The 22,386-nt window shown below is 60.3% G+C and carries 22 protein-coding genes; 16 read left to right on the forward strand and 6 right to left on the reverse strand.

The window, feature by feature from the left end; all coding sequences use genetic code 11:
- The first annotated feature begins 160 nt into the window (after positions 1-160).
- The 10 genes from HYI44_RS22350 to hisC all read left to right on the forward strand — a co-directional run bounded on the left by HYI44_RS22350 (position 161) and on the right by hisC (position 8,150).
- On the forward strand, positions 161-970 hold the full coding sequence (locus tag HYI44_RS22350) for an ATP-binding cassette domain-containing protein (RefSeq protein WP_122837516.1): 810 nt from the start codon (positions 161-163) through the stop codon (positions 968-970).
- Positions 970-1,767, forward strand: a complete 798-nt coding sequence (mlaE, locus tag HYI44_RS22355) for a lipid asymmetry maintenance ABC transporter permease subunit MlaE (protein ID WP_045061447.1) — start codon at positions 970-972, stop codon at positions 1,765-1,767. Before HYI44_RS22350 ends, mlaE begins: the two co-directional genes overlap by 1 nt.
- Positions 1,767-2,234 carry an outer membrane lipid asymmetry maintenance protein MlaD gene (mlaD, locus tag HYI44_RS22360; RefSeq protein WP_045061446.1) on the forward strand — a complete coding sequence of 156 codons (468 nt, stop codon included), beginning with the start codon at positions 1,767-1,769 and terminating at the stop codon, positions 2,232-2,234. The genes mlaE and mlaD overlap by 1 nt, the downstream gene beginning before the upstream one ends.
- A gap of 11 nt (positions 2,235-2,245) precedes the next feature.
- Positions 2,246-2,899 carry a phospholipid-binding protein MlaC gene (locus HYI44_RS22365; RefSeq protein WP_122837517.1) on the forward strand — a complete coding sequence of 218 codons (654 nt, stop codon included), beginning with the start codon at positions 2,246-2,248 and terminating at the stop codon, positions 2,897-2,899.
- Complete coding sequence (locus HYI44_RS22370) at positions 2,896-3,201, forward strand: lipid asymmetry maintenance protein MlaB (protein ID WP_045061444.1); 306 nt, start codon at positions 2,896-2,898, stop codon at positions 3,199-3,201. The genes HYI44_RS22365 and HYI44_RS22370 overlap by 4 nt, the downstream gene beginning before the upstream one ends.
- 113 nt (positions 3,202-3,314) lie before the next feature.
- Complete coding sequence (locus tag HYI44_RS22375; RefSeq protein ID WP_045061443.1) at positions 3,315-3,554, forward strand: BolA family protein; 240 nt, start codon at positions 3,315-3,317, stop codon at positions 3,552-3,554.
- A gap of 22 nt (positions 3,555-3,576) precedes the next feature.
- Positions 3,577-4,842 carry a UDP-N-acetylglucosamine 1-carboxyvinyltransferase gene (gene murA, locus HYI44_RS22380; RefSeq protein ID WP_122837518.1) on the forward strand — a complete coding sequence of 422 codons (1,266 nt, stop codon included), beginning with the start codon at positions 3,577-3,579 and terminating at the stop codon, positions 4,840-4,842.
- 166 nt (positions 4,843-5,008) lie between these two features.
- Entirely contained in the window at positions 5,009-5,644 is a 636-nt protein-coding gene (hisG, locus tag HYI44_RS22385) for an ATP phosphoribosyltransferase (RefSeq protein WP_007942738.1), read from the forward strand.
- A 125-nt stretch (positions 5,645-5,769) separates the two neighbouring features.
- Positions 5,770-7,095 (forward strand): histidinol dehydrogenase, encoded by a 1,326-nt coding sequence (gene hisD, locus HYI44_RS22390; protein ID WP_122837519.1) that lies wholly within the window; start codon positions 5,770-5,772, stop codon positions 7,093-7,095.
- Positions 7,096-7,097: 2 nt separating this feature from the next.
- On the forward strand, positions 7,098-8,150 hold the full coding sequence (gene hisC / locus HYI44_RS22395) for a histidinol-phosphate transaminase (protein ID WP_225570555.1): 1,053 nt from the start codon (positions 7,098-7,100) through the stop codon (positions 8,148-8,150).
- Positions 8,151-8,267: 117 nt separating this feature from the next.
- Here hisC and HYI44_RS22400 read toward each other — a convergent pair whose 3' ends face one another.
- The 3 genes from HYI44_RS22400 to algW form a co-directional block, all read right to left on the reverse strand.
- Positions 8,268-8,987 (reverse strand): DUF4198 domain-containing protein, encoded by a 720-nt coding sequence (locus HYI44_RS22400; protein ID WP_225570556.1) that lies wholly within the window; start codon positions 8,985-8,987, stop codon positions 8,268-8,270.
- 13 nt (positions 8,988-9,000) lie between these two features.
- Positions 9,001-11,106 carry a TonB-dependent siderophore receptor gene (locus HYI44_RS22405; protein ID WP_225570557.1) on the reverse strand — a complete coding sequence of 702 codons (2,106 nt, stop codon included), beginning with the start codon at positions 11,104-11,106 and terminating at the stop codon, positions 9,001-9,003.
- Between the two features lie 87 nt (positions 11,107-11,193).
- The gene (gene algW / locus HYI44_RS22410) at positions 11,194-12,360 is read right to left on the reverse strand and encodes a Do family serine endopeptidase AlgW (protein ID WP_225570558.1); all 1,167 of its coding nucleotides are present in this window, start codon (positions 12,358-12,360) and stop codon (positions 11,194-11,196) included.
- 102 nt (positions 12,361-12,462) lie between these two features.
- Here algW and HYI44_RS22415 point away from each other — a divergent pair, with 102 nt between their 5' ends.
- The 3 genes from HYI44_RS22415 (at position 12,463) to cysN (ending at position 16,310) form a co-directional block, all read left to right on the forward strand.
- Entirely contained in the window at positions 12,463-13,221 is a 759-nt protein-coding gene (locus HYI44_RS22415) for a Nif3-like dinuclear metal center hexameric protein (RefSeq protein ID WP_122837524.1), read from the forward strand.
- A gap of 263 nt (positions 13,222-13,484) precedes the next feature.
- Positions 13,485-14,402, forward strand: a complete 918-nt coding sequence (gene cysD, locus HYI44_RS22420) for a sulfate adenylyltransferase subunit CysD (protein WP_010463281.1) — start codon at positions 13,485-13,487, stop codon at positions 14,400-14,402.
- Between the two features lie 9 nt (positions 14,403-14,411).
- Complete coding sequence (gene cysN / locus HYI44_RS22425) at positions 14,412-16,310, forward strand: sulfate adenylyltransferase subunit CysN (RefSeq protein ID WP_045061437.1); 1,899 nt, start codon at positions 14,412-14,414, stop codon at positions 16,308-16,310.
- Between the two features lie 173 nt (positions 16,311-16,483).
- Here the strand turns inward: cysN and HYI44_RS22430 are convergent, their stop codons facing one another.
- From HYI44_RS22430 to HYI44_RS22440, 3 genes are read right to left on the reverse strand one after another with little or no spacing between them, the layout of a single operon-like run.
- Positions 16,484-17,389 (reverse strand): acyltransferase, encoded by a 906-nt coding sequence (locus HYI44_RS22430; RefSeq protein WP_122837526.1) that lies wholly within the window; start codon positions 17,387-17,389, stop codon positions 16,484-16,486.
- Entirely contained in the window at positions 17,390-19,489 is a 2,100-nt protein-coding gene (pta, locus tag HYI44_RS22435) for a phosphate acetyltransferase (protein WP_122837527.1), read from the reverse strand.
- 57 nt (positions 19,490-19,546) lie between these two features.
- Positions 19,547-19,885 carry a DUF3565 domain-containing protein gene (locus HYI44_RS22440; RefSeq protein ID WP_122837528.1) on the reverse strand — a complete coding sequence of 113 codons (339 nt, stop codon included), beginning with the start codon at positions 19,883-19,885 and terminating at the stop codon, positions 19,547-19,549.
- Here HYI44_RS22440 and HYI44_RS22445 point away from each other — a divergent pair.
- The 3 genes from HYI44_RS22445 (at position 19,854) to HYI44_RS22455 (ending at position 22,304) form a co-directional block, all read left to right on the forward strand.
- Complete coding sequence (locus tag HYI44_RS22445) at positions 19,854-20,339, forward strand: FKBP-type peptidyl-prolyl cis-trans isomerase (protein ID WP_045061434.1); 486 nt, start codon at positions 19,854-19,856, stop codon at positions 20,337-20,339. The two genes, HYI44_RS22440 and HYI44_RS22445, sit on opposite strands and share 32 nt — an antisense overlap.
- A 123-nt stretch (positions 20,340-20,462) precedes the next feature.
- A complete protein-coding gene (locus HYI44_RS22450; RefSeq protein ID WP_122837529.1) occupies positions 20,463-20,945 on the forward strand; it encodes a glutathione peroxidase in 483 nt (160 codons plus the stop codon).
- Between the two features lie 255 nt (positions 20,946-21,200).
- The gene (locus HYI44_RS22455; RefSeq protein ID WP_225570559.1) at positions 21,201-22,304 is read left to right on the forward strand and encodes an NADH:flavin oxidoreductase; all 1,104 of its coding nucleotides are present in this window, start codon (positions 21,201-21,203) and stop codon (positions 22,302-22,304) included.
- The last annotated feature ends 82 nt before the right edge of the window (positions 22,305-22,386 follow it).

Consider the following 22,386-nt stretch of genomic DNA (forward strand, 5'->3'; position numbering starts at 1 on the left):
CTTTTGACCTGTCGTGCAGCTGAACATCGCCCGGCTTTAGCCTTGGGCGCCAAGCCCTTGCAGTGATATAGTTCGCCGCCAGTTCGGCCTGCCCACGATGAATGTGCTTTCGCCAGAAAGACAGGCGTCCGAGTGTGAGGCTGCATCGCAAGGAGTTTAGATGAGTGCCGATAACGCCTACGCGGTCGAGCTGAAGGGACTGACCTTCAAGCGCGGTGCGCGCAGCATTTTCAATAACGTCGATATCCGTATTCCACGGGGCAAGGTCACCGGCATCATGGGACCTTCAGGGTGCGGCAAGACCACGCTGTTGCGCCTGATGGGCGCACAGTTGCGGCCGACTGCCGGCGAAGTCTGGGTTAACGGCCAGAACCTGCCGAAGCTGTCTCGAAGCGACCTGTTCGACGCTCGCAAGCATATGGGCGTGCTGTTCCAGAGCGGTGCGCTGTTCACCGACCTCGACGTTTTCGAGAACGTGGCTTTCCCATTGCGTGTGCACACCCAGCTTCCGGAGGAAATGATCCGGGACATCGTCCTGCTCAAGTTGCAGGCCGTCGGCTTGCGCGGCGCGATCGACCTGATGCCCGACGAACTGTCCGGTGGCATGAAGCGGCGTGTCGCGCTCGCGCGCGCCATTGCCCTCGATCCGCAGATCCTCATGTACGACGAGCCCTTTGTCGGGCAGGACCCGATCGCCATGGGCGTGCTGGTGCGCCTGATCCGCCTGCTCAACGATGCGCTGGGTATCACCAGTATCGTGGTTTCCCATGACCTGGCCGAGACCGCGAGCATCGCCGACTACATCTATGTAGTGGGTGAGGCGCAGGTTCTGGGGCAGGGCACACCGGACGAGCTGATGAATTCGGACGATCCGCGGATACGCCAGTTCATGACGGGCGAACCCGATGGCCCGGTCGCATACCACTTTCCAGCGACGGATTACCGCGCAGATCTTCTGGGGAAGCGTTGATGCGCAAGATTTCACTGATAGAACGTGTACGCCGGTTCGGCGCGGCGGCGATCGATGCCGTCGCCGTGTTCGGGCGCGCGACCTTGTTCCTGTTTCATGCCTTGCTCGGCCGTGGCGGCATCGGTGGTGGCTTCGGCCTGCTGATCCGGCAATTGCATTCGGTAGGCGTCATGTCCCTGGTGATCATCGTCGTCTCCGGGGTGTTCATCGGCATGGTGCTGGCGCTCCAGGGTTTCAACATCCTGTCCAGCTACGGCTCGGAGCAGGCGGTCGGGCAGATGGTTGCACTGACCCTGCTGCGTGAACTGGGGCCGGTAGTCACCGCCTTGCTGTTCGCCGGGCGCGCAGGCTCTGCCCTGACGGCCGAGATTGGCAACATGAAGTCCACCGAGCAGTTGTCCAGCCTGGAAATGATTGGTGTCGACCCGCTCAAGTACATCATTGCCCCGCGCCTGTGGGCGGGCTTCATATCCCTGCCAGTGCTGGCGATGATTTTCAGCGTGGTGGGTATCTGGGGCGGTTCATGGGTGGCCGTCGACTGGCTGGGAGTCTATGAAGGTTCCTACTGGTCGAACATGCAGAACAGCGTGACGTTCTCTGAAGATGTGCTCAACGGCATCATCAAGAGTGTCGTCTTCGCCTTCGTCGTGACCTGGATTGCCGTATTCCAAGGCTATGACTGCGAGCCCACTTCCGAGGGGATCAGTCGTGCCACTACCAAGACCGTTGTGTACGCCTCGTTGGCGGTACTCGGCCTGGACTTTATTCTGACCGCCTTGATGTTTGGAGATTTCTGATGCAAAACCGCACCCTGGAAATCGGTGTCGGCCTTTTCTTGCTGGCTGGCATCCTGGCTTTGCTGTTGCTTGCGTTGCGGGTCAGTGGCCTGTCCCCGAGCGCAACAACCGATTCTTATAAACTTTACGCATATTTTGACAATATCGCCGGTTTGACGGTCAGAGCTAAAGTGACCATGGCCGGTGTGACCATCGGCAAGGTCACTGCGATCGATCTGGACCGCGACAGTTTCACTGGCCGGGTGACCATGCAGCTGGACAAGAGCGTCGATAACCTGCCGACGGACTCCACTGCATCTATCCTGACCGCTGGGCTGCTGGGCGAGAAGTACATAGGCGTCAGCGTTGGTGGTGAAGAAACGCTGCTCAAGGATGGCGGGACCATCCACGATACGCAGTCGTCGCTGGTGCTCGAGGACCTGATCGGTAAATTCCTGCTCAACACCGTTAGCAAAGAAGCCAAATGAGGAGTTTTTGAATGATCTCTACCTTGCGACGTGGCCTGTTGGTATTACTCGCGGCTGTGCCGCTGATGGCTAACGCCGTGGCGGCGCCGTCGGCGCACGATCTGGTACAGGACACCACTACCCGGTTGCTGGCCGATCTGGCTGCCAACAAGGCAAAGTACAAGCAGGACCCTAACGAGTTCTACAACGCCCTGAACGGTATTGTCGGACCGGTGGTCGATGCCGACGGCATTTCCCGCAGCATCATGACCGTGAAGTATTCGCGCAAGGCCTCGCCTGAGCAGATGCAGCGCTTTCAGGAAAACTTCAAGCGCAGCCTGATGCAGTTCTATGGCAATGCGTTGCTCGAATACAACAACCAGGGCATCACCGTTTCCCCTGCCAAGGATGAAAGCGGTAACCGGACCAGCGTTGACATGCAGGTCAAGGGCAGCAGTGGTTCCATCTATCCTGTGTCCTACACGCTGGAGAAAATCAACGGCGAGTGGAAAGTCCGTAACGTCATCATCAACGGCATCAACATCGGCAAGCTGTTCCGCGATCAGTTCCAGGACTCGATGCAGCGCAATGGCAACGATCTCGACAAGGTGATCAACAACTGGGCCGGCGAAGTTGCCAAGGCCAAGGAAACCACCGAGCAAGCTGCCGAGAAGCAAACCCAATGAGTGAGTCAGCCGTCCAGATGAATGAATCCGGCGAACTGCACCTCAGTGGTACGCTGGATTACCGCAGCGGCCCGGTTCTGCGCAAGCAGGGCCAGGCGCTGATCAAGGCCAGCAAGGCTGCGGCGCTGGTGGTTGACTGTTCGCAGGTGGTGAAGTCCAGCAGTGTCGGCTTGTCGTTGCTGCTGTGCTTCATGCGAGATGCCCAGGCCGCCGGCAAGGCCCTGAGCATCCGCGCGATGCCCGAAGATATGCGCGAAATCGCTCAGGTCAGTGAATTGACCGAGTTATTGGCGCATCCCTAACCGCATCTACAGGGAAGCCCCCCGTCAGAGTCCTGCTTAGCGGGGTTCGCAGGCGCGGGGCTTTTTTGTATGATGTCCGACCCGCGCGCACAAGGCGCCGATTGAGGTTGAGCATGCAGGCCGTAGAAGTGAAGAGCTTCCTTGAAGGAAAGCTGCCAGACACGAAGGTGGAAGTTGAAGGCGAAGGCTGCAATTTCCAGCTGAACCTGATTAGCGATGAACTGGCGGCGTTGAGCCCGGTGAAGCGTCAGCAGCAGGTCTATGCCCATTTGAACCCATGGATCACCGATGGCAGCATCCATGCGGTCACTATGAAATTTTTCAGCAGCGCGGCCTGGGCCGAGCGCACCTGAGCCCAAGGGCGTCGAGATTCTTATGGATAAACTGATTATTACTGGTGGCGTTCGTCTTGATGGCGAAATCCGCATCTCCGGGGCAAAGAACTCCGCCCTGCCGATCCTGGCCGCAACCTTGCTGTGCGATGGCCCGGTTACCGTTGCCAACCTGCCGCACCTGCACGACATCACCACCATGATCGAGCTGTTCGGCCGCATGGGCATCGAGCCGGTGATCGACGAGAAGCTCAGCGTCGAAATCGACCCGCGCACCATCAAGACCCTGATCGCCCCGTACGAACTGGTGAAAACCATGCGTGCGTCGATCCTGGTACTGGGCCCGATGGTTGCCCGTTTCGGCGAAGCCGAAGTTGCGCTGCCTGGCGGTTGCGCCATCGGCTCGCGTCCGGTTGACCTGCACATCCGCGGTCTCGAAGCCATGGGCGCGGTGATCGACGTGGAAGGTGGCTACATCAAGGCCAAGGCGCCTGAAGGTGGCCTGCGCGGCGCGCACTTCTTCTTCGACACCGTCAGTGTGACCGGTACCGAGAACATCATGATGGCCGCTGCGCTGGCCAAGGGTCGCAGCGTCCTGCAGAACGCCGCTCGCGAACCTGAAGTCATCGACCTGGCGAACTTCCTGATCGCCATGGGCGCCAAGATCTCCGGCGCCGGCACCGACACCATCACCATTGATGGCGTCGACCGCCTGCACCCGGCCACCTACAAGGTGATGCCGGACCGTATCGAAACCGGTACCTACCTGGTTGCTGCTGCTGTTACCGGCGGTCGCGTGAAGGTCAAGGACACCGATCCGACCATCCTTGAAGCGGTGCTGGAAAAACTCAAGGAAGCGGGCGCGGAGATTACCTGCGGCGAAGACTGGATCGAGCTGAACATGCACGGCAAGCGGCCTAAAGCCGTCAACGTGCGTACGGCTCCGTACCCGGCATTCCCGACTGACATGCAGGCGCAGTTCATTTCGCTCAACGCCATTGCCGAAGGCACCGGTGCCGTGATCGAGACGATCTTCGAGAACCGTTTCATGCACGTCTACGAGCTGCACCGCATGGGCGCCAAGATCCAGGTCGAAGGCAACACTGCCATCGTTACCGGCACCGAGAAGCTCAAGGGCGCGCCAGTCATGGCCACCGACCTGCGTGCTTCGGCCAGCCTGGTGATCTCCGCGCTGATTGCTGAAGGCGACACCCTGATCGATCGCATCTACCACATAGACCGTGGTTACGAGTGCATCGAAGAGAAACTGCAGATGCTCGGCGCCAAGATCCGCCGCGTACCGGGCTAGTCCCTGCTGCAGCTGTGGTGAGGGAGCAAACTCCCTCGCCACGGTTTGCTGTTAACTGATTTGTTTCAAATCGAGGCTGATTCTTCATTATCGAGAATGCCTCGATGTGTGTCCGGCGCCGATTGCGACCGGGCATGAGTACCTTTATTAAGGACTGACGTTTCCCATGTTGACCATTGCATTGTCCAAGGGCCGCATTCTTGATGACACCCTGCCGCTTCTGGCTGAAGCGGGCATCGTGCCGACCGAGAATCCGGACAAGAGCCGCAAGCTGATCATCCCCACGACCCAGCCCGACGTACGTTTGCTGATCGTGCGCGCTACCGATGTGCCGACTTACGTCGAGCATGGTGCCGCTGACCTGGGCGTCGCCGGTAAAGATGTGTTGATGGAATACGGCGGCCAGGGCTTGTACGAGCCACTGGACCTGCGCATTGCACTGTGCAAGCTGATGACTGCTGGCCGTGTCGGTGATGTCGAGCCCAAGGGCCGTCTGCGCGTGGCAACCAAGTTCGTCAACGTTGCCAAGCGTTATTACGCCGAGCAGGGCCGTCAGGTCGATATCATCAAGCTCTACGGCTCGATGGAGCTGGCCCCGCTGATCGGTCTGGCAGACAAGATCATCGACGTGGTCGACACCGGCAATACGCTGCGCGCCAATGGCCTGGAACCTCAGGATTTCATTGCCGACATCAGCTCCCGGCTGATCGTCAACAAAGCTTCGATGAAAATGCAGCACGCCCGTATCCAGGCGTTGATCGACACCCTGCGCAAGGCAGTGGAGTCTCGACACCGCGGCTGATTCACCTGCGCGACCTTGAGTCGCGCCCGTCTATCCGCCTCATAGCCAGAATCTCAGGTGCCCAAGCGGAAACGACTGCTAAGTTAGGGCGCCTGAGTTTTTGCCATTCCTATGAGGCTCTCGCTATGACCGCACCGACTGCAATTCGCCGACTCAACGCTGCTGACCCGGATTTCGCGCATCATCTGGATCATCTGCTGAGCTGGGAAAGTGTGTCTGACGACTCGGTCAATCAGCGGGTGCTGGACATCATCAAAGCCGTGCGCGAGCGTGGCGACGCCGCCCTGGTGGAGTTCACCCAGAAGTTCGATGGCCTGGAAGTGGCCTCGATGGCCGACCTGATCCTGCCGCGCGAGCGCCTGGAACTGGCGCTCACGCGTATCACCATCGCTCAGCGCGAAGCCCTGGAAAAAGCGGCCACCCGGGTGCGCAGCTACCACGAGAAACAGAAGCAGGACTCCTGGAGCTACACCGAGGCCGATGGCACCGTGCTGGGCCAGAAGGTTACTCCGCTGGACCGCGCTGGCCTGTACGTGCCGGGCGGCAAGGCGTCGTATCCGTCTTCGGTACTGATGAACGCCATTCCCGCCAAGGTGGCTGGCGTGACCGAAGTGGTCATGGTGGTACCCACCCCGCGTGGCGAGCTCAATGAGCTGGTGCTGGCGGCGGCGTGCATTGCCGGCGTGGACCGGGTGTTCACCATTGGCGGCGCCCAGGCCGTCGCCGCACTGGCTTACGGCACCGAGAGCGTGCCGAAGGTCGACAAGGTCGTCGGCCCTGGCAATATCTATGTCGCCACCGCCAAGCGCCACGTGTTCGGCCAGGTCGGTATCGACATGATTGCCGGCCCTTCGGAGATCCTCGTGGTGTGCGACGGCCAGACCGATCCGGACTGGATCGCCATGGACCTGTTTTCCCAGGCCGAGCACGACGAAGACGCCCAGGCGATTCTGGTCAGCCCTGACGCCGAGTTCCTCGACAAGGTGGCCGCGAGCATCAACAAACTGATGCCGACCATGGAGCGTGCCGAGATCATCGAAACCTCGATCAATGGCCGTGGCGCCCTGATTCTGGTCGAGGACATGAACCAGGCTATCGAAGTGGCCAACCGGATCGCCCCGGAACACCTGGAGCTATCGGTGGCTGATCCACAGGCCTGGCTGCCGTTGATTCGTCACGCCGGCGCGATCTTCATGGGTCGTCACACCTCCGAGGCCCTGGGCGATTACTGCGCAGGCCCCAACCACGTATTGCCGACTTCCGGCACCGCGCGGTTCTCCTCGCCACTGGGTGTGTACGATTTCCAGAAACGCTCCTCGATCATCTTCTGCTCCGAGCAGGGTGCTTCCGAATTGGGCAAAACTGCCTCCGTGCTGGCCCGTGGCGAGTCGCTGACCGCCCACGCGCGCAGTGCCGAATACCGCATCGTCGACGATCAGAAGGGGAACTGAACATGAGTAAATTCTGGAGCCCCTTCGTCAAGGACCTGGTGCCTTACGTGCCGGGCGAGCAGCCCAAGCTGACCAAGCTGGTGAAACTCAACACCAATGAAAACCCGTACGGTCCTTCGCCCAAGGCGCTGGCGGCGATGCAAAGCGAATTGAACGACAATCTGCGTCTGTACCCGGACCCGAACAGCGATGTGCTCAAGCAAGCCGTTGCCCGTTACTACGCAGTGCAGGCTAACCAGGTTTTCCTGGGCAACGGTTCCGATGAAGTCCTGGCGCACATTTTCCATGGCTTGCTGCAACACGATAAGCCGCTGCTGTTCCCGGACATCAGCTACAGCTTCTATCCGGTGTATTGCGGGCTATATGGCATCAAGTTCGATGCGGTGCCGCTGGATGAACAGTTTCAGATCAATCCGGCGGACTATGCCAGGCCGAACGGCGGGGTCATCTTTCCGAACCCGAACGCGCCTACCGGTTGCCTGCTGGCACTGGATGCGGTGGAGCAAATCCTCAAGGCCAGTCCGGATTCGGTGGTGGTGGTGGATGAGGCGTACATCGACTTCGGCGGTGAGACCGCGATCACTTTGGTGGATCGTTATCCGAACTTGCTGGTGACCCAGACCCTGTCCAAATCCCGGTCGCTGGCAGGCTTGCGGGTAGGTTTGGCGGTAGGCCATCCGGACCTGATCGAGGCACTGGAACGAATCAAAAACAGCTTCAACTCCTATCCGCTGGACCGCCTGGCGAATGTCGGGGGGGCGGCGGCGTTCGAGGATCGCGATTACTTCGACAAGACTTGCCGGTTGGTCATCGAGCACCGTGAGTGGGTCGTCGCGCAATTGGAAGGCAAGGGGTTTGAAGTGTTGCCGTCGGCAGCCAACTTCATTTTCGCCCGTCATCCGCAGCACGACGCAGCCGGCCTGGCAGCCAAGTTACGCGAACAAGGCGTGATCGTCCGGCACTTCAAGCAGGAGCGCATTGCGCAGTTCCTGCGGATCTCCATCGGTACGCCGGAGCAGAACCAGGCCCTGATCGACGGCCTCGGCGACCTTTAAGCCATCCCCCGATCCTGTGGGAGCGTGGCTTGCCCGCGATAAACGATAACGCGGTCTACCTATTGCACCGCGGCGTCCCCATCGCGGGCAAGCCACGCTCCCACAAGGTTTGGTGAGTTACTCGTGATGCGGTTCGCCCAGAAAGGTCAGCGACGTGAACAGCCCGCGCGTCGCCACATCCGGGTTGTCCTTTAGCGGAATCTCCATCTGCGCCGCAATCACATTCAACCCCTCATTACGCACCATTACTTGCGCCCGCCCCTCTTCGTCGGTCTCGGTGCTTAACGTATTCGGCGCGCTGCGATAGTCGCCCGCCAGCTTCACACCCGCCGCCGGCTTACCGTCCAATAGCACTCGAACCGGCAACGATCTACCCGGCCCGACCGTCAGCGGATCAACCTCCGGCAGAATCAGCAATTTCATCTGATCGAGCTTTGGCAACTTCGCCCCCGGCTGGTATATCGACAGGCTGTATTTGAAGGTCTGGGTCGACTCAATGGCCCCCGGTACTTTGCTGCGTCCTTCGTTGATCCATTTTTTATCCGCCGTTTGCGACCACATGCCATTGTTCAGCGCCACTGCCATCACTGCCGTTGGTTTCAACGGCTGCAGGCGGGCGTGGTCGGCCAGCTGCTGCACGTTCACCGGGATCATTTTTCCGGCTACGTCATAGGCCCAGGCACCACTGATTTTCTGCGCCTTGAAGGCGTTGTCTTCGGCGCCATGGCCGTAGATGACTTCGATGTTGCCGCGACGTTGTTCGGTCCAGAGGCCATGGGCCGAAGCTTGAGTGGCGAAGAGGGCCGCGATGAGCAGAAGGGTTTTGCCGTGTTGCATGGTGGACGTCCTTTTACAGGTTGAGTGTCAGGCTGACGGTGAAATTGCGTGGCTCGCCGGGGTTGACCCAGTAGTTGCTGTAGGAGCGCTCGAAGTATTTCTCGTCGAAAAGGTTGTTCAGGTTCAGGCCCACGGTGACGTTTTCGCTGGCCTTGTAATGGGCCAACAGGTCGACGGTGTGGTAGGCCGGCAGTTCGAAATCGCTGCCGGCTTCACCCGAGCGATCACCGACATAGGTGAACGCTGCACCAAGGTCCGAACCGCGCAAATGGCCATCCTGAAATTCATAAACACCCAACAGACTGCCGCTGCGTTTGGCCACGCCGGGAATCCGGCTGCCGGTGGGAATCACCTTGTCGCCCTGGGTGACTTCGGCGTCGATGTACGCGAAAGCCCCGATCACTCGCACGGCGTCGGTCATTTGCCCGGTGACTTGCAGGTCGACACCCTGGCTGCGGGCCTTGCCCATGGCGCGGCTGGAATCGGTGGTCGGGTCGAGCGCAAGGACGTTTTCCTTTTCGATATGGAAGGCGGCGAGGGTGGTGCTCAAGCGGTCGTCGAACAGCTCGCTCTTGATCCCGACCTCATAACCGACGCCTTCTTCCGGGTCGAATGATTTGCCGGCGGCGTCCAGCCCGTTGTTCGGCTTGAACGAGGTGGAGGCGTTGGCGAATAACCCCACTTCAGGCGTCAGTTGGTAGAGCAGGCCGGCCCGCTGGGTCAGGGCATCGTGGCGCTGACGGCTGGTCGCGTTGCGGTTGTGATCGTCGATGCTTTGTTCGAAATGCTCAAAGCGCACACCGAGCATGCCGCGCAGTTTTTCTGTGAAAATGATCTGGTCCTGAAGGTTCAGCGCCTGGCTTTCGACATGCTCGAAGAAGTCGGTCCCGGAGCGTGCGCCATCGGGTTTCGGCTGGCCGTAGATCGGTCGATAGATATCGATGGCGTACGGGCCGCCAGCAATCGTCGTCACCCGCTCGTTCTTGCGGTAGTCCTCATACTCGCTGCCGATCAGCACTTCGTGTTGCCAGCTGCCGATGTCGAACAGCCCGCGCAGTTCGAGCTGGGTGATGCTGTCGTGCCAATTGGTATCGCGCTCGCGGTAGCGACGGTTGACGGTGTGGCCGTCGGCGTTCAGGGGACGATTTTCGGAGGCAAAGCCCCAGAGTTTGCCTTCCTTGTAATGACTGGCCAAGCGCAGTTTCCAGCTATCGTTGAGCTGATGTTCGAGTGCGGCTTGCAGCAGATTGTTGTGGTTATCGATGTTGCCGTCGTTGGGTTCGCCAAGGAAGGTCGAACGGGAAACGCCGCTCCATTTATTGTTCGGCGCGACGATGCCGCGGTCGAAGGTGGAGCTGTGGCGCACGAATTCGCTCTCCACCAGCAGGCGGGTGTCCGGGTTCAGCTGCCAGCTGAAGGAAGGCGCCACGAACACCCGCTGGCTGTCGACGTGATCGCGAAAACTGTGGTTGTCCTCGACCGCCAGGTTGACCCTCGACAACAGGTTACCGGCTTCGTCCAGCGGCGTGTTCAGGTCCAGCGCAGTGCGATAACGGTCCCAGCTGCCAGCGCTGGTTTCGAGCGTGGTGAACGGCTGGGGTTGGGGTTTCTTGCTGACGATGTTCACTGTGCCACCCGGATCACCACGGCCATACAGGCTGGCAGCCGGACCTTTGAGGACCTCGATGCGTTCGATGTTGGCCACGTCCGGGGTGCTCGGGTAGCCGCGGTTGGCACTGAAACCGTCCTTGTAGAACTCGGAGGTGGTGAAACCACGCACGCTGTATTCGTAGAGGGTCAAGCCGCCGAAGTTGTTCTGCTTCGACACGCCGCCGGCAAAATCCAGGGCGCGCTCGACACGGGTGCTGCCCAGATCCTTGAGCACGCTGGCGGGCACCACACTGATCGATTGCGGGATATCGCGAATCGCGGTGTCGGTCTTGGTCGCACTGGAGGAGCGGGTGGCGCGGTAGCCCGTGACCGGGCCAGTGGCGGATTCGTAGTCAGAGGTGACGCTGATGGCCTCCAGCTCGATGGGGGTGGAATCTTCGGAAAACGCCGGGTCCGCCAGCAGGCCAAGGGCAAGAGTTGTGAAGCAGGCCTTTATTCGAGACGACATGTCAGATTGTTCCAATAGTGATATTGAAACAATATAACATTTCTTTTGTCGGTGTCTGCCACTAACCCGCGATTGGCGGGCTAGTGCTTACTCCTGTTCTTTTTCCTTGGCCGGGGCCGGTGCCGGCGGTGGACGCAGACCGATTTCGGCGGTGAGCTTGATCTCTTTGCCGTTGCGCATCACCTGAATGGTCACCTTCTCCGTCGGCTTTATCCGCGCCACCTGGTTCATCGAGCGGCGGCCGTCGCCGGCTGGTTCGCCGTCGATCGCGAGAATCACGTCGCCCAGTTGCAGGCCGGCTTTCTGAGCCGGGCCATCGCGGAAAATCCCTGCGACCACGATACCCGGGCGCCCCGACAGGCCAAACGACTCGGCCAGTTCCTGGGTCAGGGGCTGTACTTCGATGCCGAGCCAGCCACGAATCACCTGGCCGTGTTCGATGATCGACTTCATCACTTCCATCGCCAGTTTGACCGGGATGGCGAAGCCGATGCCCTGGGAGCCGCCGGACTTGGAGAAGATCGCCGTGTTGATTCCGGTCAGGTTGCCGTTGGCATCGACCAGCGCGCCGCCGGAGTTGCCGGGGTTGATCGCGGCGTCGGTCTGAATGAAGTCTTCGTAGTTGTTCAGGCCCAGCTGGTTACGGCCAGTGGCGCTGATGATGCCCATGGTCACGGTCTGGCCGACCCCGAATGGGTTGCCGATGGCCAGGGCGACGTCGCCGATGCGGATATTGTCAGAGCGCCCGACGGTGATCGACGGGAGGTTCTTGAGGTCGATTTTCAATACCGCGAGATCGGTTTCCGGATCGCTGCCAATTACCCGGGCCAGGGTTTCCCGGCCATCCTTCAGGGCCACGACGATCTGGTCGGCACCGCTGGTGACGTGGTTGTTGGTCAGCAGATAGCCTTCGGGACTCATGATCACGCCCGAACCCAGGCTCGATTCCATGCGTTTCTGCTTGGGCGAGTTGTCGCCGAAGAACCGGCGGAACTGCGGGTCCTCAAACAGCGGGTGGTTCGGTTTGTTGATCACTTTGGTGGTGTAGAGGTTGACCACCGATGGCGCGGCCGTGGTCACCGCGTCGGCATAGGACACCGGACCTTGCTGCACGCTGGTGGTTTGCGGGGCTTGCTGCAGATTCACATCGAGGCTTGGAAGCCCGACCCATTGCGGGTAACGCTGGATGATCAACAGAGCGATAAGCACGCCGGCCAACAGCGGCCAGCCGGAAAAACGCAGCGCCTTGAGCATTAAGCACGTCCTGAAAGGTTGCAGGCGGTATGAGACCGCCCATAATGACGCGCATTATACGAGGCCGCGCGCGCCTCTGAACGGGATATTTAGGAGTCTTTTATGGCCGTCGCCCTGAGCACCCTGGTCGAAGAAGCTGACCGTTACCTGAACAGCGCCAGGATTGCCGATTATTGCCCCAATGGGTTGCAGGTCGAAGGTCGACCGCAGGTGATGCGCATCGTCAGTGGCGTCACCGCGAGCCAGGCGCTGCTGGACGCGGCGGTCGAAGCCCAGGCCGACCTGGTGCTGGTGCATCACGGTTATTTCTGGAAGGGCGAGAACCCCTGCGTCACCGGGATGAAGCAGCGTCGGCTGAAAACCCTGCTCAAGCACGACATCAGCCTGTTGGCGTATCACCTGCCACTGGACCTGCACCCGGATGTCGGCAACAACGTCCAGCTCGCGCGTCAGCTGGAGATCACCGTGGAAGGCCCGCTGGATCCGGACAACCTGAAGATCGTCGGGCTGGTCGGCTCCCTCAGCGAGCCGATGACACCCCGGGATTTCGCCCGTCGAGTGCAGGAAGTCATGGGGCGCGAGCCGTTGCTGATCGAAGGCAGCGAGATGATCCGCCGCGTCGGCTGGTGCACCGGCGGCGGCCAGGGCTACATCGACCAGGCGGTGCTGGCCGGCGTTGACCTGTACCTCAGTGGCGAAGCGTCCGAGCAGACCTTCCACAGCGCCCGGGAAAACGACATCAGCTTCATCGCCGCCGGCCACCATGCCACCGAGCGTTACGGCGTGCAGGCGCTGGGCGACTACCTGGCGCGACGCTTTGCGCTGGACCACATCTTCATCGATTGCCCCAACCCGATCTGATTGAATCGCAATGCCTTGCGTAGGAGCTGCCGAAGGCTGCGATCTTTTGATCTTAAAAAAACAACGTCAAAAGATCGCAGCCTTCGGCAGCTCCTACAGTGGGATGTGCCAATCAGCCAGGCGTGGTGGCGGCCAAACGCGGGGGTATATTCATATACCCTTTCGATCTAGCCAGCGTCCTGATTAGAAGAGGTCGCTGTGCTAGGATTCCCCGCTCGAACACGGCCCGCTGGCCGTCCATAAGATCGTTTTCGTGAGTAGCCATGGTCGACAAACTGACGCATCTGAAACAGCTGGAGGCCGAAAGCATCCACATCATCCGCGAGGTCGCCGCCGAGTTCGATAACCCGGTGATGCTGTACTCCGTCGGTAAAGACTCCGCCGTGATGCTGCACCTTGCGCGCAAGGCATTCTTCCCGGGCAAGCTGCCGTTCCCGGTCATGCACGTGGACACCCGGTGGAAGTTCAAGGAAATGTACGCGTTCCGCGACCGCATGGTCGAAGAACTCGGCCTCGACCTGCTGGTGCACGTAAACCCCGATGGCGTCGCGCAGGGCATCAACCCGCTGACCCACGGCAGTGCCAAGCACACCGACATCATGAAGACCGAAGGCCTCAAGCAGGCCCTCGACAAATACGGCTTCGACGCCGCCTTCGGTGGTGCCCGTCGCGACGAAGAAAAATCCCGCGCCAAAGAGCGCGTGTATTCCTTCCGCGATACCAAGCACCGCTGGGACCCGAAAAACCAGCGCCCGGAGCTGTGGAACGTCTATAACGGCAACGTCAACAAGGGCGAATCCATTCGTGTGTTCCCGTTGTCGAACTGGACCGAACTGGACATCTGGCAGTACATCTACCTCGAAGGCATCCCGATCGTGCCGCTGTATTTCGCCGCCGAGCGCGACGTCATCGAGATGAATGGCACCTGGATCATGATCGACGACGAACGCCTGCTCAATCACCTGAGCGACGAAGACAAGGCGCGCATCGTCAAGAAGAAAGTCCGTTTCCGCACACTGGGTGACTACCCGCTGACCGGTGCGGTCGAGTCCGAGGCCACCAGCCTGACCGACATCATTCAGGAAATGCTCCTGACGCGAACTTCCGAACGCCAGGGCCGGGTCATCGACCACGATGGCGCAGGCTCGATGGAAGAAAAGAAACGTCAGGGTTATTTCTAAGGGGTTGTCATGTCGCACGTATCTGATTTGATCAGCGAGGACATCCTCGCCTACCTGGGCCAGCACGAACGCAAGGAAATGCTGCGCTTCCTGACCTGTGGCAACGTCGACGACGGCAAGAGCACCCTGATCGGGCGCCTGCTGCACGACTCCAAGATGATCTACGAAGATCATCTGGAAGCCATCACCCGCGACTCGAAAAAAGTCGGCACCACTGGCGAAGACATCGACCTGGCATTGCTGGTCGACGGCCTGCAGGCCGAGCGTGAGCAGGGCATCACCATCGATGTCGCCTACCGCTATTTCTCCACCGCCAAGCGCAAATTCATCATCGCCGATACCCCGGGCCATGAGCAGTACACGCGCAACATGGCCACCGGTGCGTCCACCTGTGACCTGGCGATCATCCTGGTTGATGCCCGCTACGGCGTGCAGACCCAGACCCGTCGCCACAGCTTCATCGCCTCGTTACTGGGCATCAAGCACATCGTGGTCGCCATCAACAAGATGGACCTCAATGGCTTCGACGAAAGCGTATTCGAGTCGATCAAGGCCGATTACCTGAAGTTTGCCGAAGGTATCGCCTTCAAACCGACCACCATGGCCTTCGTGCCGATGTCCGCTCTCAAGGGCGACAACGTGGTGAACAAATCCGAGCGCTCGCCGTGGTACACCGGCCAGTCGCTGATGGAAATTCTCGAAACCGTCGAAATCGCCAACGACCGCAACTACACCGACCTGCGTTTCCCGGTGCAGTACGTCAACCGTCCGAACCTGAACTTCCGTGGTTTCGCCGGCACCCTGGCCAGCGGCGTTGTGCACAAGGGCGATGAAGTCGTTGTGCTGCCGTCGGGCAAGAGCAGCCGTGTGAAATCCATCGTCACCTTCGAGGGTGAACTGGAGCACGCCGGTCCTGGTCAGGCGGTAACGCTGACCATGGAAGACGAGATCGATATCTCCCGCGGCGACCTGCTGGTGCACGCCGACAACCTGCCGCAAGTCACTGACGCTTTCGACGCCATGCTGGTGTGGATGGCGGAAGAGCCGATGCTGCCAGGCAAGAAATACGATATCAAGCGCGCCACCACCTACGTGCCGGGTTCGATCACCAGCATCGTTAACCGTGTTGACGTGAACACCCTGGAAGAGGGACCTGCCAGCTCGTTGCAACTGAACGAGATCGGTCGGGTCAAGGTCAGCCTCGACGCGGAGATCGCGCTGGACGGTTACGCCAGCAACCGCACCACGGGTTCGTTCATCGTCATCGACCGCCTGACCAATGGCACAGTCGCCGCCGGCATGATCATTGCCCAGCCGTTGGCTCATGGCAGCAGCACGCACCACGGCAAACTGGCTCACGTGGCCACCGAAGAACGCGCCCAGCGCTTCGGCCAGCAACCGGCAACCGTGTTGTTCAGCGGGCTGTCGGGCGCGGGCAAAAGCACCCTGGCCTATGCGGTTGAACGCAAGTTGTTCGACATGGGCCGTGCGGTGTTCGTACTGGATGGCCAGAACCTGCGTCACGACCTGAACAAAGGTCTGCCACAGGATCGCGCCGGGCGCACCGAGAACTGGCGCCGTGCCGCACACGTTGCGCGTCAGTTCAACGAAGCCGGCCTGCTGACCCTCGCCGCATTCGTTGCACCGAGCGCCGAAGGCCGCGAACAGGCCAAGGACCTGATCGGCAAGGAGCGCCTGCTGACAGTCTATGTCCAGGCCTCGCCAGCGGTCTGCGCCGAACGTGACCCGCAAGGCCTGTACGCTGCGGCAGGTGACAACATCCCGGGCGAATCCTTCCCGTACGACGTGCCGCTGGATGCCGACCTCGTGGTCGATACCCAGTCGTTGTCGCTGGAAGAAAGCGTCAAGCAAGTGCTGGATCTGCTGCGTCAGCGCGGCGCGATCTAAGCGTCAGTTGCTGCAATAAAAAACCCGCCGATGAGTGATCATCCGGCGGGTTTTTTGTTTCGGGTCGACTCGGTCAACTGTGGGAGCCAGCCCGCTGGCGATTGCGGTGTTTCAGTCAACCCATCTGCTGAATGTGAATCCGCTATCGCCAGCAGGCTGGCTCCCACAGGAGATCAGTGTTTGACTGGATATTTGCGATGCATCTGCTCCAACAGTGCATCCTTGTCTTCCCAGAGCTGATTGATCCACCCCTGAAACTGCAACCGGTACTCCCCATCCTGCTCATAATTCTTGCCGATGAACTCCGGCGGAATTTTCAGCTCCTGGAAGTGCACCACCACATCCTGCACGTTTCCGCACAACAGATCCCAATACCCCGGACGCCCGCCAGGATAGTGGATGGTCACGTTGACGATCGACTCCAGCTGCTCACCCATCGCATCCAGCACGAACGCAATGCCGCCGGCCTTGGGTTTTAGCAGGTATTTGAAGGGTGATTTCTGCTGCGCGTGTTTACCCTCGGTAAAGCGCGTGCCTTCGGCGAAGTTGAACATGCCTACCGGGTAGTTGCGAAATTTTGCGCAGGTCTTGCGGGTGGTTTCCAGGTCTTTGCCTTTCTTCTCCGGGTGCTTTTCCAGGTAGGCCTTGGAGTAGCGCTTCATGAACGGGAAGCCCAGGGCCCACCATGCCAGACCGATCACCGGGACCCAGATCAGTTCCTGCTTGAGAAAGAACTTCAGCGGCTGGATGCGGCGGTTGAGCACGTACTGCAGCACCATGATGTCGACCCAGCTCTGGTGGTTGCTGGTGATCAGGTAGGAGTGCTGATAGTCCAGGCCTTCCAGGCCGCTGAGGTGCCAGCGGGTGCGGCAGACCAGGTTCATCCAGGCTTTGTTGTTGCTGATCCAGGCTTCATGGGTATGGCTCATCAGCCAGCGCGTGAAGCGCTGGGTGATGGCAAAGGGCAGCACCTTGAAGATCGCCACGCAGAACAGGAACGAGCACAGCAGGATGGTATTGAGCGCCAGCAATAGCGAGGCGATCACGCCGCGCACGGCGGCAGGCAGGAAACCCAGCATTTAAAGATCCATTGGTCGGTTGGCGGCTTGGATCGCGGTCAACGCGATGGTGTAGACGATGTCGTCGACCTGCGCGCCGCGCGGCAGGTCGTTCACCGGTTTGCGCAGGCCTTGCAGCATCGGCCCGAGGCTGACGCAGTCGGCGCTGCGCTGCACGGCTTTGTGTGTGGTGTTGCCGGTGTTCAGGTCGGGAAACACGAACACCGTGGCGCGACCAGCGACCTGGCTGTTCGGCGCCAGTTGCCGGGCCACGGTTTCGTTGGCGGCAGCGTCGTACTGCAGGGGGCCATCGATCAGCAGCGAGTTCTGCTGTTCGTGGGCGAGCAATGTCGCTTCGCGGACTTTCTCGACTTCTTCACCGCTGGCGGATTCGCCGCTGGAATAGCTGATCATCGCCACCCGCGGAGTGATGCCGAAAGCCGCCGCCGAGTCGGCACTTTGCAGAGCGATCTCGGCCAGTTCGCTGGCGCTTGGGTGCGGGTTCATCACGCAGTCGCCGTAGACCAGCACCTCTTCCGGAAACAACATAAAGAACACCGATGACACCAGGGTGCAGCCCGGCGCGGTCTTGATCAGCTGCAGGGCGGGGCGGATGGTGTTGGCGGTGGAGTGGATGACCCCGGACACCAGGCCGTCGACCTCGTCCAGCGCCAGCATCATGGTGCCGATCACCACGGTGTCTTCCAGTTGCTGCTCGGCCATCGGTGCGTTGAGGCTTTTGCTTTTACGCAGTGCGACCATCGGCTCGACATAGCGCTCGCGGATCAAGTCCGGGTCGAGAATTTCCAACCCCGGCGGCAGCTCTATACCGTGCGCACGGGCCACGGCTTCGACGTCTGCGGGCTTGGCCAGGAGCACGCAACGGGCGATGCCGCGGGCCTGGCAGATGGCAGCCGCCTGTACAGTCAACGGCTCGCTGCCCTCAGGCAATACGATGCGCTTGTTGGCGGCCTGGGCGCGCTGGATCAGTTGATAGCGGAACACTGCCGGCGACAGGCGCATTTCCCGCGGAGTACCGCAGCGCTGGTGCAGCCAGTTGGCGTCGAGGTGGCTGGCGACGAAGTCGGTGATGATCTCCGCGCGCTCGCGGTCGTCGATCGGGATCTCCTTGTTCAGGCCGTTCAACTGGTTGGCAGTGTCGTATGAACCGGTGCTCACCGACAGCACGGGCAGGCCGGCCTGCAAGGCGCCGCGGCACAAGTCCATGATGCGCGGGTCGGGCAGGGTGTCGCTGGTCAGCAGCAGGCCGGCCAGCGGTACGCCGTTCATGGCGGCGAGGCTGACGGCGAGGATGATGTCGTCGCGGTCGCCCGGGGTGACCACCAGCACCCCGGGCTTGAGCAGCTCGACAGTGTTGCGCATGGTTCGCGCGCAGATGATGATTTTGCTCATGCGCCGGGTTTCGTAATCCCCGGCGTTGAGAATCTGCGCGCCCATCAGGTCGGCGACGTCGCGGGTGCGGGGGGCGTTGAGTTCCGGCTGGAACGGGATGCACCCGAGCAGTTTGAAATCACCGCTGCGCAGCAATGGCGAGTGTTCCTTCAGGCGTGAGGCGAAGACTTCCATGCTTTCGTCGGTCTTGACCTTGTTGAGGATGACGCCGAGGACTTTCGGGTCCTTGGGGCCACCAAACAACTGCGCCTGCAATTCCACACGGCCGGACAGTTCGGTGAGCACTTCGTTTTCCGGCGCCGAGACCAGGATCACGTCGGCGTCCAGGCTCTTGGCCAGGTGCAGATTGACTCGCGCAGCGTAGCTGGCACTGCGGGTCGGGACCATGCCTTCGACGATGAGCACGTCCTTGCCGATCGCTGCCTGTTGATAGAGCGTGATGATTTCTTCGAGTAGCTCATCGAGCTGACCGTCGCCCAGCATGCGTTCGACGTGGGCCAGGCCCAGCGGCTGGGGCGGTTTGAGGCCATGGGTACGCGCCACCAGTTCGGTGGAGCGTTCAGGCCCGGTGTCGCCCGGGTGTGGTTGGGCGATCGGTTTGAAAAAGCCGACCTTGAGACCGGCTCGCTCAAGGGTGCGCACCAGCCCGAGGCTGATGGAGGTCAGACCCACACCAAAATCGGTGGGTGCGATAAAAAAAGTTTGCATGCGGATTCTCTAAGGGAGCGCAGGGGTGACCTTCTATTTTTGAAGGTCTACCGACATTCAGTCGCCAAGGTTATCGCTAACCGGGCCTTGTGCGCACCAACCGCACGCAAAGGGCTGGCCTATTTTTTCAGTGCGCTGCACCGGGTCCATGACCCAGGCCCGGGATTGCCATGGCGGCTGGTGGCGCAGGTGCTGGGTGTGGCCGCAGGAAAGCTCGGCCACCCAATGCCCGTCCTCGTCCTGGTGGAAACCTGTGACCCTGGAGTCCTGCATCGTCATCCGTCTGTCCGGGTTGTGTTCGCTTTCGGGCGATTGCTTCGCTAAACTTGGTCTTTCTATATTCTTCTGCAAAAGGTCTCGCCCCATGCTGATCGCCGCCAATAAGGCTGTCTCCATCGACTATACCCTGACCAACGACGCTGGTGAGGTCATCGACAGCTCCGCCGGCGGCGCGCCGCTGGTTTACCTGCAAGGCGCAGGCAATATCATTCCAGGCCTGGAAAAAGCCCTGGAAGGCAAGGCAGTTGGTGATGAACTGACCGTTGCCGTTGAACCTGAAGACGCTTACGGCGAGTACGCTGCCGAACTGGTCAGCACCCTGAGCCGCAGCATGTTCGAAGGCGTCGACGAACTGGAAGTGGGCATGCAGTTCCACGCTTCCGCTCCGGACGGCCAGATGCAGATCGTCACCATTCGCGATCTGGACGGCGACGACGTGACTGTCGACGGCAACCACCCGTTGGCCGGTCAGCGCCTTAATTTCCAGGTCAAGATCATCGACATCCGTGACGCCAGCCAGGAAGAAGTTGCCCATGGTCACGTCCATGGCGAAGGTGGTCATCACCACTGATTTTCTGCGCTAAGCTCAGAGAACTGGAGAGGCGCCCGAGGGCGCCTTTTTTAGTCCGCGGTTGTCCATGGCAGCGCCGCCAGGTAGCTGTTTCGAGAAGAACACGGGAATTTGGAGTTCGTCATGAGCGCTTTTCACGACCTTAAATTGACAGCCCTGGATGGTCAGGAGCTACCGCTGGCGCCTTTTAAAGGGCGCGTCGTGCTGGTGGTGAACGTTGCCTCCAAATGTGGCCTGACTCCGCAATACGCGGCGCTGGAAAACCTTTACCAGCAGTACAAGGACAAAGGTTTCAGCGTGCTCGGGCTGCCGTGCAACCAGTTCGCCGGACAGGAACCGGGGACTGAGCAGGAGATCCAGGAATTCTGCAGCCTGAACTATGGCGTGACGTTTCCGTTGTCCAGCAAGCTGGAAGTGAACGGGCACGATCGTCATCAGTTGTATCGCCTGCTGGCGGGCGAGGGGGCAGAGTTTCCAGGGGACATTACCTGGAACTTCGAGAAATTCCTGCTGGGCAAGGACGGCCGCGTGCTGGCGCGGTTCTCACCGCGCACGGCGCCGGATGATCCAACGATTGTTCATGCGATTGAAAAAGCTCTGAGCTGAAAAAGAAAAATCAAAAGATCGTCCGAACGCGGCCCGAGCCTTCGGACGATCTTTTGATTCTGCCTTCTGACCCTAAATCACCAAAATCAATAATGCTTCCAATGGCTCGGCGCTCTCAATATTATCGCCGTCATAAAGCCTATCCCCCGTGNTCTGCCTTCTGACCCTAAATCACCAAAATCAATAATGCTTCCAATGGCTCGGCGCTCTCAATATTATCGCCGTCATAAAGCCTATCCCCCGTGGAGCGTCCTCATGCCCGTCAAAGCCCTGTTCAAACCGTTCCACCTCGGCACTCTCCAATTGCCGACCCGCGTCGTCATGGCGCCGATGACTCGGTCTTTCTCCCCAGGTGGCGTGCCCAATTCAAAGGTGATCGAGTACTACCGTCGTCGCGCTGCCGCCGGCGTTGGCCTGATCATCACCGAAGGCACCACGGTCGGGCACAAGGCCTCCAATGGCTACCCGAACGTGCCGCACTTCTATGGTGAGGCGGCATTGGCCGGCTGGAAGAAAGTGGTCGATGCGGTGCACGCCGAAGGCGGCAAGATCGTGCCTCAGCTGTGGCATGTTGGCAGTGTGCGGCGCACCGGCACCGAGCCGGACGCCAGCGTGCCGGGCTACGGTCCCTCGGAAAAGCTGAAGGACGGTCAGGTCGTGGTTCACGGCATGAGCAAACAGGACATCCAGGAAGTCATCGGCGCATTTGCCCAGGCGGCCAAGGATGCACAAAGCATTGGCATGGACGGCGTGGAAATCCACGGGGCCCACGGCTATCTGGTCGATCAGTTCTTCTGGGAGGGCAGCAACCAACGCACCGACGAGTACGGTGGCAGCCTGGCCAATCGTTCGCGCTTTGCCATCGAATTGATTCAAGCGGTGCGTGCAGCGGTCGGTGAAGGCTTCCCGATCATCTTCCGCTTCTCCCAGTGGAAGCAGCAGGACTACACCGCGCGCCTGGTGCAGACCCCGCAAGCGCTGGGTGAATTCCTCCAGCCGCTATCCGACGCCGGCGTGGATATTTTCCATTGCTCGACGCGCCGTTTCTGGGAGCCGGAGTTCGACGGGTCCGAACTGAACCTGGCAGGCTGGGCTCGCAAACTCACTGGCAAACCGACCATCACCGTGGGCAGCGTGGGCCTGGATGGCGAGTTCCTGCAATTCATGGTCAACACCGACAAGATCGCTCAGCCTGCCAGCCTGGAAAAGCTGCTGGAACGCTTGAACAACGATGAGTTTGACCTGGTGGCGGTAGGGCGCGCGCTGCTGGTGGATCCGGACTGGGCGCAGAAAGTGCGCGATGGGCGTGAGGAAGATATCCTGCCGTTCAGCCGTGAGGCGTTGATGACGCTGGTTTAAGCGTCAACTGGGAAGGCCCCATCGCCAGCAGGCTGGCTCCCACAGGTTTTGTGTACACCGCAGACCCCTGTGAACCAGCAAG

The organism is Pseudomonas sp. Y24-6, assembly GCF_020295325.1.
Classification (GTDB): Bacteria; Pseudomonadota; Gammaproteobacteria; order Pseudomonadales; family Pseudomonadaceae; genus Aquipseudomonas; species Aquipseudomonas gregormendelii.